Origin of the sequence: Shewanella marisflavi, from assembly GCF_023283925.1 — a bacterium.
In the GTDB taxonomy this organism is placed as follows: domain Bacteria; phylum Pseudomonadota; class Gammaproteobacteria; order Enterobacterales; family Shewanellaceae; genus Shewanella; species Shewanella marisflavi.
This window is the reverse complement of record NZ_JAKIKX010000002.1, coordinates 353,448-369,558: the sequence shown is the minus strand read 5'-3', so window position 1 is coordinate 369,558 and position 16,111 is coordinate 353,448. Positions and strand designations below refer to the sequence as shown.

General features: G+C 49.1%; 13 protein-coding genes. 5 read left to right on the top strand and 8 right to left on the bottom strand.

Features of this window, described 5'->3' with window-relative positions; all coding sequences use genetic code 11:
• Positions 1–4: 4 nt before the first annotated feature.
• The 3 genes from L2712_RS06515 to rmuC all read right to left on the bottom strand — a co-directional run bounded on the left by L2712_RS06515 (position 5) and on the right by rmuC (position 4,538).
• Positions 5–916, bottom strand: coding sequence for an AAA family ATPase (locus tag L2712_RS06515; RefSeq protein ID WP_248977255.1), 912 nt, complete (start codon positions 914–916; stop codon positions 5–7).
• 155 nt (positions 917–1,071) lie between these two features.
• Positions 1,072–3,009 (bottom strand): transglycosylase SLT domain-containing protein, encoded by a 1,938-nt coding sequence (locus tag L2712_RS06510; protein ID WP_248977254.1) that lies wholly within the window; start codon positions 3,007–3,009, stop codon positions 1,072–1,074.
• Positions 3,010–3,062: 53 nt separating this feature from the next.
• Positions 3,063–4,538 (bottom strand): DNA recombination protein RmuC, encoded by a 1,476-nt coding sequence (rmuC, locus tag L2712_RS06505; protein ID WP_248977253.1) that lies wholly within the window; start codon positions 4,536–4,538, stop codon positions 3,063–3,065.
• 183 nt (positions 4,539–4,721) lie between these two features.
• On the opposite strand from rmuC, the gene msrP reads away from it, so the two are divergent.
• Entirely contained in the window at positions 4,722–5,741 is a 1,020-nt protein-coding gene (gene msrP / locus L2712_RS06500; protein WP_248977252.1) for a protein-methionine-sulfoxide reductase catalytic subunit MsrP, read from the top strand.
• A gap of 18 nt (positions 5,742–5,759) precedes the next feature.
• On the top strand, positions 5,760–6,377 hold the full coding sequence (gene msrQ / locus L2712_RS06495) for a protein-methionine-sulfoxide reductase heme-binding subunit MsrQ (RefSeq protein WP_248977251.1): 618 nt from the start codon (positions 5,760–5,762) through the stop codon (positions 6,375–6,377).
• A 9-nt stretch (positions 6,378–6,386) separates the two neighbouring features.
• Here the strand turns inward: msrQ and L2712_RS06490 are convergent, their stop codons facing one another.
• Positions 6,387–7,712 (bottom strand): GGDEF domain-containing protein, encoded by a 1,326-nt coding sequence (locus L2712_RS06490; protein WP_248977250.1) that lies wholly within the window; start codon positions 7,710–7,712, stop codon positions 6,387–6,389.
• Positions 7,713–7,727: 15 nt separating this feature from the next.
• Positions 7,728–8,708, bottom strand: a complete 981-nt coding sequence (locus tag L2712_RS06485) for an ABC transporter substrate-binding protein (protein ID WP_248977249.1) — start codon at positions 8,706–8,708, stop codon at positions 7,728–7,730.
• A 222-nt stretch (positions 8,709–8,930) separates the two neighbouring features.
• On the opposite strand from L2712_RS06485, the gene L2712_RS06480 reads away from it, so the two are divergent.
• Entirely contained in the window at positions 8,931–10,577 is a 1,647-nt protein-coding gene (locus L2712_RS06480) for a methyl-accepting chemotaxis protein (protein WP_248977248.1), read from the top strand.
• 31 nt (positions 10,578–10,608) lie between these two features.
• Here L2712_RS06480 and L2712_RS06475 read toward each other — a convergent pair whose 3' ends face one another.
• On the bottom strand, positions 10,609–10,923 hold the full coding sequence (locus tag L2712_RS06475) for a hypothetical protein (protein WP_248977247.1): 315 nt from the start codon (positions 10,921–10,923) through the stop codon (positions 10,609–10,611).
• A 195-nt stretch (positions 10,924–11,118) separates the two neighbouring features.
• Here L2712_RS06475 and L2712_RS06470 point away from each other — a divergent pair, with 195 nt between their 5' ends.
• On the top strand, positions 11,119–11,604 hold the full coding sequence (locus L2712_RS06470; RefSeq protein ID WP_033538071.1) for a putative 4-hydroxy-4-methyl-2-oxoglutarate aldolase: 486 nt from the start codon (positions 11,119–11,121) through the stop codon (positions 11,602–11,604).
• 44 nt (positions 11,605–11,648) lie between these two features.
• The gene (locus L2712_RS06465; protein WP_248977246.1) at positions 11,649–13,484 is read left to right on the top strand and encodes an AsmA family protein; all 1,836 of its coding nucleotides are present in this window, start codon (positions 11,649–11,651) and stop codon (positions 13,482–13,484) included.
• Positions 13,485–13,601: 117 nt separating this feature from the next.
• On the opposite strand, the gene L2712_RS06460 is transcribed toward L2712_RS06465, so the two are convergent.
• Together L2712_RS06460 and gloB are read right to left on the bottom strand one after the other, a co-directional pair.
• Complete coding sequence (locus tag L2712_RS06460; RefSeq protein ID WP_248977245.1) at positions 13,602–15,137, bottom strand: LysM peptidoglycan-binding domain-containing protein; 1,536 nt, start codon at positions 15,135–15,137, stop codon at positions 13,602–13,604.
• A 107-nt stretch (positions 15,138–15,244) separates the two neighbouring features.
• Positions 15,245–16,024 carry a hydroxyacylglutathione hydrolase gene (gene gloB, locus L2712_RS06455; protein WP_248977244.1) on the bottom strand — a complete coding sequence of 260 codons (780 nt, stop codon included), beginning with the start codon at positions 16,022–16,024 and terminating at the stop codon, positions 15,245–15,247.
• Between the last annotated feature and the right edge of the window lie 87 nt (positions 16,025–16,111).

Here is a 16,111-nt window from a genome sequence, read left to right as displayed (position 1 = left end):
GGGATCACAAGATAGGGTTGGTGCTGGCCAGCAGACGCTGGGAGAGCGCCTCACCCTGTTGTTGACTGGTGTGCCTGAGTCTGTGCTCGGCAACGGCGGCAAACACCGCCTGAACATCGTCAGGCACCAGATAATTCCGTCCATGGATAAAGGCCCAGGCCTTAGCGGCACTCAGCAGTGCTTTGCTGGCCCTTGGCGAAAGTCCACAGCCTTCGTTTAGCTGGCGAGAGCCTTTTACCAGCGCCAGAATGTAATTGAGCAGGGCGTCAGATGCCTTGACCTCAGCCACTTGTGCCTGGAGATCCATCAAGATCAGTGGGTCGATGCAGGCGGGAAGCTTGTGGTACTGGGGAGAGATATCCTCGCCCTTCAACATCGCCTTTTCGGCTGTCTCATCAGGGTAACCGATGGAGATCCGCATCATAAAGCGATCCAGTTGCGACTCAGGCAGGGGAAAGGTACCTGATTGCTCGCTGGGGTTCTGCGTGGCGATAACGAAAAAGGGGCTGGGTAGCGGATGGGTGACACCATCTACCGAGATCTGATGCTCTGCCATCGCCTCTAGTAAGGCACTCTGAGTCTTTGGACTGGCGCGGTTGATCTCATCGGCCAGGATCATCTGTTTAAAGATAGGACCGGGGTGAAATACAAACTGAGATTGCTCTTTGTCGAAGATAGAGACCCCAAGAATATCGGCAGGCAACATATCGCTGGTGAACTGGATACGCTGATGGCTCAGTCCCAAACTTTGCGCCATGCCTTGGGATAGACTGGTCTTACCCATGCCGGGAAGATCTTCGATAAGCAGGTGCCCTTTGGCCAAAATGCAGGTGAGGGCAAGTTTAAGCTGATGGGGCTTACCCAGCAGCACTCGCTGCAGTTGGGCCAAGATTGAGTTGATGCTTGAATGGGACATGAAACTCCTTAAGGTGATCACTCAATGGTCAGAAACAATCGTCAAGTCGGCCTTTAACTATGAGGCAGAAGTCTATGATTGGCTAGCTTTTTTGGTCAGAGCACTGTGAATGAACAAGTCACTGATTTCTATCACTAGCCTATAGGGGGCGGGTGTCAATATTTAAAGGCCAACTCCTGCGGCGAAAAAAGTGCGACCGGCTTTTGCTGCTTAGCTTGATAAATAGCGCGGTAGCTAAGCACCGCCTGGACATATTCTCTTGTCTCGGTAAAGGGGATTGACTCGATAAAGGCGATGGCATCCAGCTTGCCTTGGCTTTTTTCCAGCCAGCGTTTGACTCTGTGGGGCCCTGCGTTATAGGCGGCCGTAGCCAGAATGCGATTACCGTCGAATCGTTCGAGCAGTGACTTATAGTAGCGACTGCCGAGCGTCGTGTTGAGCGACACATCGTAAAGACTCTTACTGCCGCGATAGCTGAGGCCATGTTTGCGAGCGGTTTCTTTGGCTGTACCGGGCATGAGCTGCATCAGGCCCCGTGCGCCAACGCCTGAGGTGGCAAAGGGGTAAAAGGCGGACTCGCGGCGGGCAATGGCGCGGATCTCGTCAATATCGACTTTGGCCTCTTTGCTGGCGCGCTTAAAGGCTTCATCGGCGGCAAAGGGAAAGCGCAGCTGCATATCATTCCACAGCTGTCCCTGTATGCTGGCCTGAACGCCTAGGTCGTGCCACTGATTGCGTTTTGCCAGCAAGGCGTACTGGGCCTGCAGAGATTTGCCGTGCCGCCCCAAAAGTAGTACCCATTCGGCGCGGGCATCTATGGTCTTATCTAAGGCCAAAAGCTCTTGCACCCGGGCAAGGCCGGGATCGATTGACAGCTGAGATGTCAGGCTCTCATCCACTAGGGTGTCAATCTGGGCGAGATTGATCGGCTTATCGATCAGATGCGCGGCCGTAAAACCGTAAAAGTTGCGTTCTTGACTGAGGGACTGCAGCGTTGAGTTGGCTCTATCTGCCTGGGTGTCCATGAGACGTCTGGCTAACCAATATTGCCAGCGAGCCTTATTGCGAGTGCCTTCGCTCAGCAGTGGCAGGTACTTGTCTATATTGGTTTCATCGGCTTCTCTGATGGCCCAGCGAAGGCGCAGGGTTTTAAGATCGTCGCTGTCTATCTTGGGCAGGCGGCTATCGACAAAGTCCTTGAGCTCAGGCTCCTGGGAAATCAAGGCGCGTCTGATCAGGTAGCGCCCGAGTTTGCTGTCTTGATAGTCGCTAAAACGTTTTGATTTTTCGTAGCTTAAGTAGAGCTTGACCGCCTTGATGAGATCCTTTCGGGCCAGGCGCCTAAGGCCTGCATCGACGATGTCGCCATAGATGACCGACTTAGTGCGAAAACGTTTACTGTGTCTTAGGCTGCGGGGATCTTGGTAGACGGCCAGCAACAGCTTGGCCTCTTTTTGGTGGGTGGTGACCTTAGAGGCCAGGTATTTTAACAGGCTATACTCGCCACTATTAAAGGCCAGAAACATGCGTGACCAGAGCAAGGTTTGGCTGCGATGGCCCGCCTTTTCCCAGGCATTGAACAGGGGATCGCACTCTTTTGGGCGTGATTGGCCATGGAGCCAGAGCTTTTTGGCGCCTTGATAGGCGCTGTCTGTTTCACCTTGATTGAGCATGGCACGGTAGTAATAACATTGCAGCGAGATGTTACGCGGCGCCTCTGGGCTGAGGGCGAGAAAATGACGCCACTGCTTTCGTTGGCCGGCATTTTCCAGATAGCGATGGCGGGCACTGTTATAGAGCGGAGTCCCTTCGAATGCTTTGATAGCCTGTAGAGCCTGGTTGCCGGGTAAATCGACTATCTTGTCCATGTTGGCGTGATAGTCGAGATAAGGGGTGAGGGGATAACCTTCGAGCTGCTGCCTGAGTTGCTGATAGCTTGCTTGATTATTTTGGCTCAGCGCCTCTCTGGCATCGAGATATTGCTGCTGCGCCTTGGTCAGGGGGGCGGCTGACAGTGTTAATGGCAGTAAGCTGCCCAGCCACAGGAGGATATAGATATTGGCATAGTAAAATTTGCCTAACCGCTTTGGCATTGTCGTCCAGTCCTTTTCCCTGTTTACCTAAGACTCTATAGTATCGCGTCGCTTTAATTCAGTTTTATGTCATTGTCCAGGTGTTCACTCAGCGCCTTATCTAACAGCTGAGCATCTAACTGTTTGTTAGTTGATACCCCCAGTTGCTGCATCTGATGAGCCTGCCGGATAAGGTTACCCTTACCTGAGGTCAACTTACCCATGGCGGCCTGGTAATGCTTGTCCAGGGACTCCACGGCACGGCCAACTTTTTCCATGTCTTCAAGGTAGCCGCATAACTTGTCGTAAATTTTACCCGCTTGCTTGGCAATGCGTTGGGCATTTTGGTTCTGATATTCATAGCGCCAAATATTGTTGATCGTGCGTAGTGCCACCAGCAAGTTGGTGGGGCTGACCAGCATGATATTGTTTTCTAGTGCATAGTTTATCAGCCCTGGCTCATGCTCTAATGCCAGCAAGAAGGCAGGCTCCAATGGAATAAACATTAGCACATAATCCAGGCTTGTTAAGCCGTGCAGTGCTTGATAATCCTTTTGACTGAGTCCTTTGATGTGGTTGCGAATAGACAGGCAGTGTTCCTTGATGGCTGCAGTCTTGGTTGCCTCATCTTCGCTGTTGAAATAGCGCTCGTAGGCGAGTAAGGACATCTTGGCGTCGATCACCACATCTTTGTTTTCGGGCAGATGGACGATGACATCAGGCTTAAAGCGTTTGCCATTGTCGTGTTTTAAATCTTGTTGGGTCTCATATTCGTGCCCTTCGCGCAGGCCGCTCTCTTGCAGCACGCGCTCTAAAATCACTTCGCCCCAGTTGCCTTGCTGCTTGTTGTCACCTTTAAGCGCCTTGGTAAGGTTGATAGCATCCTGACTCATCTGCAGGTTGAGTGCCTTGAGGGATTCCAGCTGGTGCTTCAGTGCACTGCGTTCACTCTGCTCAACTGTGTAGGATTCTTGAACCTGCTTTCTAAATCCTTCAAGCTGCTGTTTAAAGGGAGAAAGCACGTTTGATAGCTGCTGTTCATTCTCATGCTGTAATCGCTGGGTCTTTGCATCAAAAATTTTGTTGGCTAAGTTTTCAAATTGTTGGGTTAGACGGGTCTCAGACTCATGCAGGTGCTGAATTTTATCTTCCAGCGCCCGTTGCTCGGTTTCAAATTTCACCGTCAGGGTCTGTTGCAGAGCATTGGATTTTGACAGTGCCAGTTGAGTCTCCATCTGTTTACGCTGGCTTTGCTGTAGTTGTTGTTCTAACTCCTCGGCGCGTTTAGCCTGGGCCTGGCTCATACCGAGTAGATTGATCTGCTGCTCGAGTTTCTGCGTAAGAACTCCTACTTCGCTGCGTTTTTCTTCCAGTGTCGCCTCGAGTAGCAGCATGGCGTTGGTGTGCTGCTGGATAAGCTCTTCTCTGACCGTTTGCCATTTAGCCCTGGTTAGACGCTGGTTGAGCAGGGCGCCAATAAGCAGTGCGAGCAAGGAGACGGCTCCTAAGACAATGATTTGTGGTGGAGATAAAGGAAGTTCGGTCAGCATAGTCAATATCCGTTTTAGGCTAGGCGGTTAGCGTCTCATGTGGCACAAATGGGTTCAAGTAGCGATCGAGTAAATGACGAACACTTGTTCGTTAAATATTATTTAGGTGAAATTTTTTAAGGCATTAGACTATCTAATTCAGCATAGGTTGAAACGATTAATGACAATGAAGTGGTGAAGCATATGGCAAAAGGTTCCCAAGGCAGAGCAAGCTGGAATGAGAAAGCATCGCAGGTAACGCCTGAAGCTGTGTTCAATGATAGGCGCACTATTGTTAAGGCGTTAGGTCTAGGCGCGCTGGGGGCCAGTATTCCCGGTCAGGTGCAGGCGGGCTTGTTTGATCTGTTTGGCAAGTCTGAGCCTCAATCGCCCTTTGTGACCCACCCCTTAGCCTTTTCGCACAACAATGGGTTTGGTCAGCAGGAGATATTGACGCCCGAACAGAAGGTCACCACCCACAATAACTTTTATGAATTTGGCACCAGTAAGACGGATCCTTATGAAAATGCTCGGGGGTTTAAGGTCGATCCCTGGACGTTGCGTATTGATGGCATGGTGGATAAGCCGCTGACATTAGATCTTGATGATTTGCACAAGTTGTTTCCCCTAGAAGAGCGCATCTATCGTTTGCGTTGCGTCGAGGCCTGGTCAATGGTGATCCCTTGGGTGGGGTTTTCTCTGAAACAGTTACTCGATAAGGCAGGGGTAAAATCAGGTGCGACCCATGTGGCGTTTGAAACCCTGTTCGATCCCGATCAGATGCCAGGGCAGAAAAGCCGTTTAATGGGAGGGGGTATTCATTACCCCTACGTGGAAGGCCTACGCCTTGATGAGGCCACCAATGAATTGGCCTTTATGGCCGTAGGTCTCTATGGCAAGACATTACCCCCGCAAAATGGCGCGCCGGTACGTTTGGTGGTGCCTTGGAAATATGGCTTTAAGAGCATTAAGTCTGTGGTGCGGATCCATGTCATGGATAAACAGCCGCCCACCAGCTGGAATCAGCTGGCGCCACATGAGTATGGTTTCTACGCCAATGTGAACCCTAAAGTGGATCACCCTAGGTGGTCACAGGCAACCGAGCGACGTATCGGTGAAGGGGGGATCTTCTCCGCCCAGCGGATCCCCACCTTGCCCTTTAATGGTTATGGCGAGCAGGTAGCCCATCTCTACAAGGGGATGGATTTGAGTCAGTACTACTAAAACGTTTGGGGAGTCACTTTGTTTAGATTACAGGCTCGGCATCTGCTGCCTTTGAAAATCCTGTTTCACCTGATAGGCCTTGTGCCTATTGCGCTGTTGCTGTGGCAGGTACTCACGGATCGCGCTGGCGGCGATCCGGTTCAGTATATTATTCACTATACGGGAATGGGCACCATCAACGCCCTGGTCGCCGTGTTACTCATCTCGCCCTTGGCCAAGCGGTTTAAGTTGGGAATCTTGATGCAGACACGTCGTCTTGTGGGCCTCTATGTCTTTGCCTATGCATCGCTACATATTTTTGCCTTTTTGAGTCTGGATCTACTGTTTGCCTGGCAACTGCTGTTCAGTGAGGTCGTCAAGCGTCCTTACATATTGGTGGGGGCATGCGGCTACATCATCTTGTTATTGCTGGCGCTGACGTCTTTTAACAGGGTGAGGCGAGCCATGGGCAGGCGCTGGCAGCAGCTTCACAATGGTATCTATCTGCTGGCCTTGCTGGCGCCGATTCACTTCTATTGGTCGGTTAAATCTGAGGTCATAGAACCGAGTTTCTATCTGGCTGGTTTGATAGCGCTGCTATTAGTGAGAGTAGATATAAAACAGCTGAGAAACCGCCTGTCTGTACTCACAGGCTAGGTTTACTGACTAGGCGAGCTGGCTACCGATTTTTTCTGCCATCTGCGGCGAAAAATGGTGGCTATTACCACTGATTTTTTTCGCCTGATACATGTTGTCATCGGCGATTTTAATGAGGGCTAGTCGGGTGAGGTCATCTTCGGGGTACATGGCAACACCAATACTGACGTTTAATGAGACGCTGGTGCGGCCACAAACGATAGGTGGGGATAGTTGTTGAATGATCTTATCGATCACCAGAGAGACCTCTGTAATGTCGTTGATGGGCTCCAGCCAGACGACAAATTCATCGCCTCCTAGTCGACCACAGATATCAGAGCTACGCACGGCGTTTTGGACCCGTCTGGCGGCGGTCAATAACACCTTATCGCCATTGTCATGTCCCAGGCTATCATTGACCTGCTTAAACTTATCTAGATCGATAAATAACATGGCGGCGTGCATCTTGGTGCGTTGACAGCGGGCGATGGCGGTATCGATCTGGCGCTCAAAGGCGCTGCGAGAATAGAGCCCAGTAAGATCGTCGTGCTCTGCTACATACTTAAGCTTTTGTGTTTGGCGTTTAAGTTGTTTGGTTTGCGCCGCGACTTCGCCCTGTAATGCCTCTTTCTTAATGGTGGTTTCTTTGAGTTTCTGGGTCATAGCGTTGAATTTCTGCGCCAATATTGCTAGTTCGTTTTTATGAACAATTTCGATATGGTTATCGAGATCACCTTGGCTTAACTTGCTGATCCCTTGGGTTATCCTATGAAGGCTCTCCCTGAACACCTTGAGGGTTGAGGTGGTTACCAGTAGCAAAATTACTGAGCCAGCCAGTAGAAAGAAGATGGTAGTAGTGAGAATTTTTGATTGCTGCTCTGCAAGACTGTCAATGACGAGTCGTTGCAGGCTGGTCAGATCTTCGCTCATGGACTGAATGGTGATATTAAACCTGGTGGTTAACATGCCGCGGACCGAGATGATCCCCCGCTGCGGTTGAGAACTCATTTGTTGGCCAGTTAAGATGAGCAGGGCGGATAGACTGTCGGTCATACGGTTGAGGTTTGAGGTTAAAACCTTAGCCTCGGGCACCAAAAAGTGGGCGTTAGCCAGTTTAATCTTAAGCTGCTCGTGAGCGTCCAGGGTTTGATTCAATACCTCTTCATCTTGGAACTCTTGTAGCGCCCAGAGTCGACTTCTCAGCACATCTATGGACGTTTCCAGCTCCATGATGTGAGACATCTGCTGTAGGTTTTCTTGTTGAATATTTTTGAGGCCAGCGAAAGTCAGCAAGATGGTTGTTGTCAGAAACAGGCTGACAAATAGCAGCAATTTCAACCTGGTATTGATCATCATAGGTCTAATAACGTCCTAGTTGTCGAGCGCCTGCATAAGGGCTGAGTCGTCCAGAAGCAGCCTGTAATCTGGTGTGTTCTCTGCCTCTACTGCACCACTGGCAATTGCCCAACGTGCTTGCGCATGTAAGTTAGAAAGCAGCGAGTTATTTAAAGATAGCCGAAAAATATAATCGTTCCATGCCCACTCCAACTCTGGCAGGGGCATATCCAGATAGTCACTGATAATTTGTTTTGCGCGTTGAGGATGCTGATTAATGAAGTGCTGTGCGCTTTTTAACGCCTTTAAGATATTGGCGTGGTGATTTTGATTTAACTTGGCATTGTTCTCTGTTGCGACCAAATTAAAGGAGAGGTTATAGATCCCTTTGCCAGGATATTGATATATCTTCTCATCGTGTTCTTTTATCAGTTGATAGCCAAAGGGCTCCCACACCGAAATGGCATCAACCTCTCCCGACAGCAGGGCGGGCCCAAGTGCTTGGGGTGACATAAATACCTTCTCAAACTCCTGCTGTTGATGACCACTAATGATAAGAAATGCATCGGCAAAGAACTCACTGGCGCTGGCTTTAACCATACCTATTTTTTTATGTTGAAATTGAGTCATGCTCATTGGATGACCATCATTAAGCGTCAGCAATTTGAGATCGTTATCTGATTCGACAAAACTCGCCAGGAGGCGAAAATCATTGCGCTCAAAGCCATTAAACATGATGACGGTTTCTGAACTGGTGGCCAGATCGGCAACCCCTTGTATCATGGCTTGAAAACAGAGGTGGCCACCGCGCAGCGGGATCAATTCGATGTCGAGATTGTAGGGCCTAAAAAGTTCCAGTTCTCTGGCAATAATAAGTGGTGCGCTGAGGGGAGTCGTTGAGGTGGCTATTTTAAATTTGGTGGGCGGTTCTGTGGCGGGGGCTTTTGCGCCCCACCAGTTAATCGATAACAGTCCCATGGTGATAATCACCAAGAATACTATTCCCTTAGTCTTCATTGCTTAAGATTACCCTTATAAAAAGTGTTGACACTTTAGTGTAGTTGTAAATAGCCAAATCAGACGGATTATTCCTTCATCTGCATTATATCTTCTCTAAGCCGTTATTTTATTCTACAAAAGTATACATTTATAGGTATTTCCAATTTTGACAAACCTCTGATGATAGACGAAATTTAAAGGGTCCGTGGACTAATCCGGTTACTTTTCGAGGTGTCGCCTATGAACGCCATCTATACGCTATTTCGTAAATTTAAAATTGCCCATCGATTGCTGTTAATGTTGCTGCTCGCCATAGTGGCGACCGGCATCATGTTTATTTTTGCCTTGATGAATATCGAAGAGGTGTTGATCAAGGAGAAAGAGGCAAAATTATCGGCGCTCTCCGATGTGGGTGAGAAGGTGATTAGTCAGTTCTATGAGGCGTCTCAATCGGGCGATATGTCGACCGAGGAGGCAAAGCGTGCTGCCATTGAGGCGTTAGATGCGTTGCGGTATGAGGGCAACGAATATTTTTGGACCATAGACCGCCAGGGAATAATGGTACAACACGCATTTGCTAAGAAATTGGTGGGCACCAATGTGCTGGGAATGAAAGATCCTAATGGTGTACAGCTATTTGAGAAGATGGTAACAGGCACGGCGAATAACGAGTACGCTTTGGTTGAGTATATGTGGAACCGTCCAAATGCTACGGAACCCAGTCCTAAGATGAGTGTGGTTAAGCGGTTTCAGCCCTGGGGCTGGATTGTGGGCACCGGAATCTACGTCGATGATATTCAAGATGAAATGCAAGCTTTTAGCGGTAAATACCTGCTGATCTGTATTGCGGTGTGGTTACCTGTGATCTTAATTCTTGGTGCCATATCCCGCAGTATTTCTGCGCCTATGGCCGATACCATAGCCGCCTTTGAAAACATTGCCAGAGGCGAAGGGGATCTCACCTTAAGATTAGAGGAATCGGGTCGGGATGAACTGAAGCAGGTTGCCGCTAGCTTTAATGTTTTTGTGGCGAAGATCCAAGCCTTGGTTAATTCGGTTGCGGCTTCCGTTTCCCATAGTCGTGAGCTGGCCGAAGGGCTGGCCGATATCTCGTCCCAGGCCAGTGCAGTAACGGCTAACATGCAGGCAGAAACCCAGAGTGTGGCGACGGCGATTAATGAGATGTCGATGGCCTCATCTGAGGTCGCATCTAATGCACAGTTGGCTGCCGATAGTGCGGGTAGCGCCGATGTTGAAGCCGATAATACCGTCATAGTGGTCGATGGTGCCGTGGCTAAGATTCAGAGCCTGTCAAACGAGTTGGAAGTGACCGCTAGTGAGGCGCAGGCATTGCAGGTTAGCTCGGGGCAGATAGGGCAGATCCTCGATGTGATTGTGGGAATAGCCGAGCAGACCAACCTGCTTGCGCTGAATGCGGCAATTGAGGCAGCACGGGCTGGCGAAGCGGGCCGCGGCTTTGCCGTGGTGGCCGATGAGGTTCGAACCCTGGCCAGTCGCACGCAAGAGTCGACCCAAGAGATCAATGGGATCATAGAGGCGATTCGCGCGTCCGTTGAAAGTGTTAATGCCTCGGTGGCTCGTGCCAAGGCACAATCTGAGCAAACTGTGGGGGAGACCACTCAAGTTGTCGATGCCTTGCAGATGATTAAGTCTTCAATAAAACAGATCTCTGACATGAATATTCAAATTGCCACCGCAACAGAAGAGCAAAGCGCAGTGATCGCCGAGTTGAACATGAATGTCACCCGCATTAACGATATCTCGCTGGAGAATCAACAAAAGAGTGAAGAGATAGGCAGTACCAGTGAACAAGTTAAAGTGGGTTCTGCCGAGCTTGAATCGCTTATTTCAACGTTTAAACTGTAAGTAAAATAAGTGGCCTGCCAAGAGCAGGCCTTTATTTTTCCTGCTGGCTCATAATATTCAACACTTGATCGTAAGGCAGGCCATATTCTCGTGACAGGTTAATGACCTTAGTTTTAAACGTTTGAATATTTTCCTGACGAGCCTGGTTGGCTTTCTCTTCTTCGACTAATCTATTGACGACCTCTTGTAAAATAAGCAGCCTGCGTAGATTAAAGTCTAATGATTTTAGATACTTCTCCATTTGTGCTTGAGTGCGTGCCTGACCCAGTTCAATGCTGTGTTTCTGGTCATAACCAAATTTATCGAGGGCCGCCATTGCATCTTGTAAATCGAGTTTATCTGTCATTTTATTCCAATGTGTCTTTGCCGATCACACACAATTATGTATCGGTTCATTGAGGAGCATAGTGACAAAATGTCACCTGGGTAAATTAGGGAAAGCACATTTTAAAACCGATCGAATTTAAATTCATCTAATTTTCATTTTATTCCTGCCTTGTTATAGTAACTTCATCATTGGTTTAGTTGCAGGGAGGCTGCAATGCTGGATCTTTTGCCCGATCTTTTCGATCGTTATGATGCTCAATTATCGCTGTTAGCGCCCCATTACCGTCAGTTTGGCCAGAAACACATTTTCTGGGGGGAGGTGGTGACGGTGAAATGTCATGAAGACAACTCCAAAGTCAAACAGCTGTTGTCACAACCCGGACAAGGTAAGGTATTGGTCGTCGATGGTGGCGGCTCAAACCGACGGGCCTTGCTTGGCGATATGATCGCCCAGAGCGCGGTGGACAATGGCTGGAGTGGCATAGTGATCAATGGTTATGTACGAGATGTGGCAGCATTGAAGCAGATGCCTATTGGGATTCAAGCACTTGGAGCCAATCCGATTAAGACGGATAAGCGTGACTTGGGTGATGTTAATATTACGCTGGAGATAGATCGCGTTATAATTAAACCAGGTATGATGCTTTATGCAGATGATAATGGCATTGCCGTGTCATCGATGCCGTTGGATCTCTCGTAATTGGTCGAAAGCCAGTTGAACACTCCTACCAGATGGAACCTGTTATGAAATTTTTAAAATGGCTACTTATCGTATTCGTCTCTCTTTTCCTGTTGTTGGCCGCCTACCTGACGCTTATTTTTGACCCTAACGATTTTAAACCGCAAATTGTCGAGGCGGTGAAAAAACAAACGGGCAGAACACTCACTATTAACCAAGATCTGAGTTGGACCTTCTTTCCAAGTATCGGTATTGCGCTGGGTGACATTAGTCTCTCTAATCCTAAGGGCTTTAAAAACGACACCATGCTCAAGGTTGATGGTATAGTCGCCGAAGTTGCTTTGTTGCCTTTATTAAGCAAAGAAGTTGAAATTGCACAGCTCAACCTAGACGGCCTAACGCTTAACTATGATAGTTACAAGAATGGCCGTACTAGCCTAGATGGATTAACGTCCGGCGGTGAGAAAGCTGGCGCTGAACAAGCTGCAAGTGACAGCAAGCCTGCAGAAGGTAGTGTGCAGCTCAGTAGCCTCAATATCGGCGGAATTGCCATTACCAATACTCAGGTAAATCTTTTCGATGAGGCGACGGGTAAGGTACAAGCGCTGAAGTTAGAGGCACTGACCTTAGGGGCATTTAGCCTAGATAAGTTCGCCGATATTAGCTTTAAATTTTCTATGGTCCAGCCCGAGATGACGCTAACCAGCGAAGGTAATGGCGAGATTAAGGTCGACGGCAGCCTGGCCAAGATCACCATTAAGGATTTTGTGGTTGAAAACATCGTTGAGGGCGACGCAATTCCTAACAAGCGGATGCAGATGGATCTGACCAGTCAAATTGAACTAGACAATCAGGCGAAGACGCTGGCAGTAGTACTCTCTAGTCTGAGTCTTGAGCAAATTAAGGCCCAGGGTAAGTTGGCCGTTAATTACGGTGCTAAAGTGCCGGATGTGGTGGCCTCTATGAGTTTTGGCGACATAGATCTGACTCCCTATATGGCGAAAGGAGAGGCAGCTAAAGCCGATGAGAAAGGCGGCGCAGCCAGTGCGAGTGCCCAAGAGCCCGATTTGACCGGTATGAAGGCAGTCAACCTAAAGCTGGATCTTGATATTAAATCTGTGGTTGCCGATAAGATCAAGACAGAGAATTGGTTGATGAAATTGATGCTTAAAAACGGCGTGTTAGATGTCAATCAACTTAGCGCCGACCTTTATCAAGGCAAACTGCTTGCTAGTGCCCAGCTTGATGGACGTAAAAAGGTGGCCAGCTATCGCTTTGATAAGAAGATCTCGGGGATTCAGGTGCGCCCACTGCTCACCGATGCTGCCGAGGTCGATATGCTTGCCGGTACCACAAATTTTGAGGTGGCAGGCAGTGGCTTTAGTCTTATCCCTGATAACATTAAGCGTAACCTCAATGCTAAGGGACAGTTTGAAATTGCCGATGGTTCACTCTATGGCGTGAATATCCCGCAGATGCTGCGTGATGCTAAGGCTAAGTTGGCGGGGGATTTAAATGCCACCTCAGCTGGTGAAAAGAAAACAGACTTTACCAGCCTCACGGGCAGTTTCACTATGGCTAAGGGTCAGGTTACCAATCCCGATCTGAATATGGCATCGCCTCTGATCCGCCTGCAGGGTAAGGGCAATGTAAACCTCTTGTCTGAGGCGATCGATTATGCACTTAAGACCTCTGTTGTGGGCTCATTAGAGGGCCAGGGGAGTGCCGAGAAGGATGAGCTTTATGGTTTGGAGATCCCCTTCGCTATCAGCGGCACCATCAGTGAGCCTAAGTTCGCTTTAGATACGGCGGCATTGTTTGATGCAAAACTGAAGAAAGAAGCCGAAAAAGCCACTGATGATCTTAAAGATAAGCTGTTTAAGAAGTTAGGTGGGTTTTAGTGGCAACTCATTTAATGGCGTAAAACGCGATAAATAGCAGTCACAAAAAAAGCGATGCCTTGGCATCGCTTTTTTATCTTTATTAACCCGGTGATTTATCGTTAACAGTCGAGGTGATTAAACTCGTGATTTAGTCACATCAACATACAGGGTCAGCTTCTGTCCTGGTTGCAGATATTTTTTGGTAGATAGGCTGTTCCATTTAACCAGTTGGTTTACGCTGACATTGAATTTACTGGCTATTTTAGCCAGTGAATCGCCAGAGCGTACTGTGTAATTGACTGTGCGGGTGACCGCCTTATCCTTGCCTTGTTGCCAGATGACCAACTTTTGCCCCACAGAGAGAGTATCTTTCGGGGCCATACCATTCCATTTAGCCAGCTTAGACACACTCACCTTGTGCTGTTTGGCGATAAGCCAGAGTGAGTCCCCTGATTTAACCTGGTAGCTGAGTTTATAGCCGTTACCACCAGATTGACGTTTTTGTAATCTTTGGTCCGCAGACAAGAGATACTTGGCGGGATCTTTGGCAGAGATAGGGATCAGTAGATGCTTGCCGGCAATAATACGGTTGTTTTTAATATCGTTAACCGCACGGAGCGCCGATGGTGTGGTGTTAAATCGCTTGGCGATTAGCCCTAGGCTATCACCCGACTTTATCTTATAACGCTGCCATTTTAGGCGCTGATCTTGGCTGCTGGCCGCTAAATTGGTTTCAAACACGTCAGCGCGATCAAGCGGCACCACTATTTGGTGAGGGCCTTCAGGCGCAGTCGCCCACTGGTTAAAGCCAGGATTTAAGGCGTGCAGTTCGTTAAGCTTCATACCTGCCATCTCGGCGGCGAGTGCCAGATCGATTTGGCTGCCCACATCCACAACTTTCAGTTGCGGCTGGTTAGGAATGGGGTGGAGTGAGATCCCATATTTTTCGGCATTGGCCACGACATCGGCGAGTGCTAATAGTTGTGGGACATAGCGCTCAGTTTCCCTTGGTAGGCTCAGTGCCCAGAAATCGGTCGCTAGCCCTTTAGACTGGTTGCGTTTCACCGCATTGAGTACACGCCCTTCGCCCGTGTTATAGGCGGCAATAGCATAGAGCCAATTGTTGTGGGTTTTTTGATAGAGGTATTCCATCATATCCAGTGCTGCCGTGGTTGCAGCAGGCACATCGCGGCGACCGTCATACCACCAGTTCATCTCAAGGCCAAAGTGTTTAGCCATAGGGGCAGTAAATTGCCATAAGCCTGATGCAGCGCCATGGGAATAAGCGAAGGGATCGAATGCGCTCTCGACGATAGGCAGTAGTGCCAACTCGATAGGTAAGTTGCGCAGCTCTATCTCTTCGACGATGAGATACATAAAGGGTTCAGCACGCTCAGAGACGCGGGCCAGGTGCTGGGGGTGTTTCAGGTACCAGTCGCGATATTGATTTACCAGTTTCTGATCGGGTACAGGCATAGAAAGCCCCAGACGAATACGCTGCCACACATCGGTGATCTGAATGGGCTCAGGTTCGATAGGAGCTGTCACTTGTGGTTCAACCACTATGGGTGTTGTGGTGGCTATGGCCGGTTCAGGTTCCGGCTGAGTAAAGGTTTGGCAACCTGCGAGCAGGGAGAGTCCCCCTGCGATCAGGAAAATGGGTAAGCGCATCGACAATAATTCCTTACTTTGGGTCCCTCTAACAAAGCATCTGCCAAGGCGTTCTCCGTGGCGTAGCTGGGCGGGGACTTAATTAGCGCGACATTGTATAGGAATTATTAGAAATTGTCCTTCCATTGACGTAGAAGCGTGAAACTGGTGTCAATATCCGTCACATCCTGGCTGAAATGTTGACCTAATGCCGCTTTAATTGTGGCTTGATCGGCGCGCAGGAAAGGGTTGATCTGCTTCTCTAGCCCAATGCTAGAGGGCAGGCTGGGCTGTTGCTGTTCTCGGCGTTGCTTAACGTGAGCGGCGTAGTCAGCCAGCGTCTGGTTGCCATGCTCGACAGTTTGGGCAAAGGCCAAATTAGCTTGTGTGTATTCGTGGGCCGGATAGACCTTGACCTTGTCATCGAGTGCGGCCAAAGCGTCGAGGGAGTGTCTCATCTGCGTTGGCGTGCCCTCAAACAGGCGTCCACAGCCGCCACTAAATAGGGTATCGCCGCAGAAAAGGTGATCGTCAATCAGATAGGCAATATGACCTAAGGTGTGGCCGGGGAGGTGAAATATCTGGGCATCGCTGTCCAGTCTATCGGGGCTGATACTTTCTGTTTTCCCCGAGATGGGATGATTGATCCCCTTAATATTTTCACTATCTGGACCATACACAGTGAGGTTATGGTCGTGATAGGTTTGCAGGGCTGCTATGCCGCCGGTGTGATCGCTATGGTGATGAGTAATTAAGATCCCATCGAGTTTGATCTCATGTTGCTTTAAATAGTCGATAACCACATTGGCATCACCTGGGTCGACCACATAATAACCCTTGGTGTCATGGGCATGGATCAGCCAGATATAGTTGTCATTAAAGGCGGGAATTGGGGTAACACTGTGCATAGCGATTCTCACTGGGATTGGGTGACACGCATTTAGTTTACTGAGCAAAGCTATTGCGTGTATAGCGCTTTAGGGATTTAATACTAA

Coding starts and splice junctions, on each gene's coding strand:
- L2712_RS06515 (WP_248977255.1), bottom strand. CDS start 916: ATGTCCCATTCAAGCATCAACTCAATCTTGGCCCAACTGCAGCGAGTG.
- L2712_RS06510 (WP_248977254.1), bottom strand. CDS start 3,009: ATGCCAAAGCGGTTAGGCAAATTTTACTATGCCAATATCTATATCCTC.
- rmuC (WP_248977253.1), bottom strand. CDS start 4,538: ATGCTGACCGAACTTCCTTTATCTCCACCACAAATCATTGTCTTAGGA.
- msrP (WP_248977252.1), top strand. CDS start 4,722: ATGGCAAAAGGTTCCCAAGGCAGAGCAAGCTGGAATGAGAAAGCATCG.
- L2712_RS06490 (WP_248977250.1), bottom strand. CDS start 7,712: ATGATGATCAATACCAGGTTGAAATTGCTGCTATTTGTCAGCCTGTTT.
- L2712_RS06485 (WP_248977249.1), bottom strand. CDS start 8,708: ATGAAGACTAAGGGAATAGTATTCTTGGTGATTATCACCATGGGACTG.
- L2712_RS06480 (WP_248977248.1), top strand. CDS start 8,931: ATGAACGCCATCTATACGCTATTTCGTAAATTTAAAATTGCCCATCGA.
- L2712_RS06475 (WP_248977247.1), bottom strand. CDS start 10,923: ATGACAGATAAACTCGATTTACAAGATGCAATGGCGGCCCTCGATAAA.
- L2712_RS06470 (WP_033538071.1), top strand. CDS start 11,119: ATGCTGGATCTTTTGCCCGATCTTTTCGATCGTTATGATGCTCAATTA.
- L2712_RS06465 (WP_248977246.1), top strand. CDS start 11,649: ATGAAATTTTTAAAATGGCTACTTATCGTATTCGTCTCTCTTTTCCTG.
- L2712_RS06460 (WP_248977245.1), bottom strand. CDS start 15,137: ATGCGCTTACCCATTTTCCTGATCGCAGGGGGACTCTCCCTGCTCGCA.
- gloB (WP_248977244.1), bottom strand. CDS start 16,024: ATGCACAGTGTTACCCCAATTCCCGCCTTTAATGACAACTATATCTGG.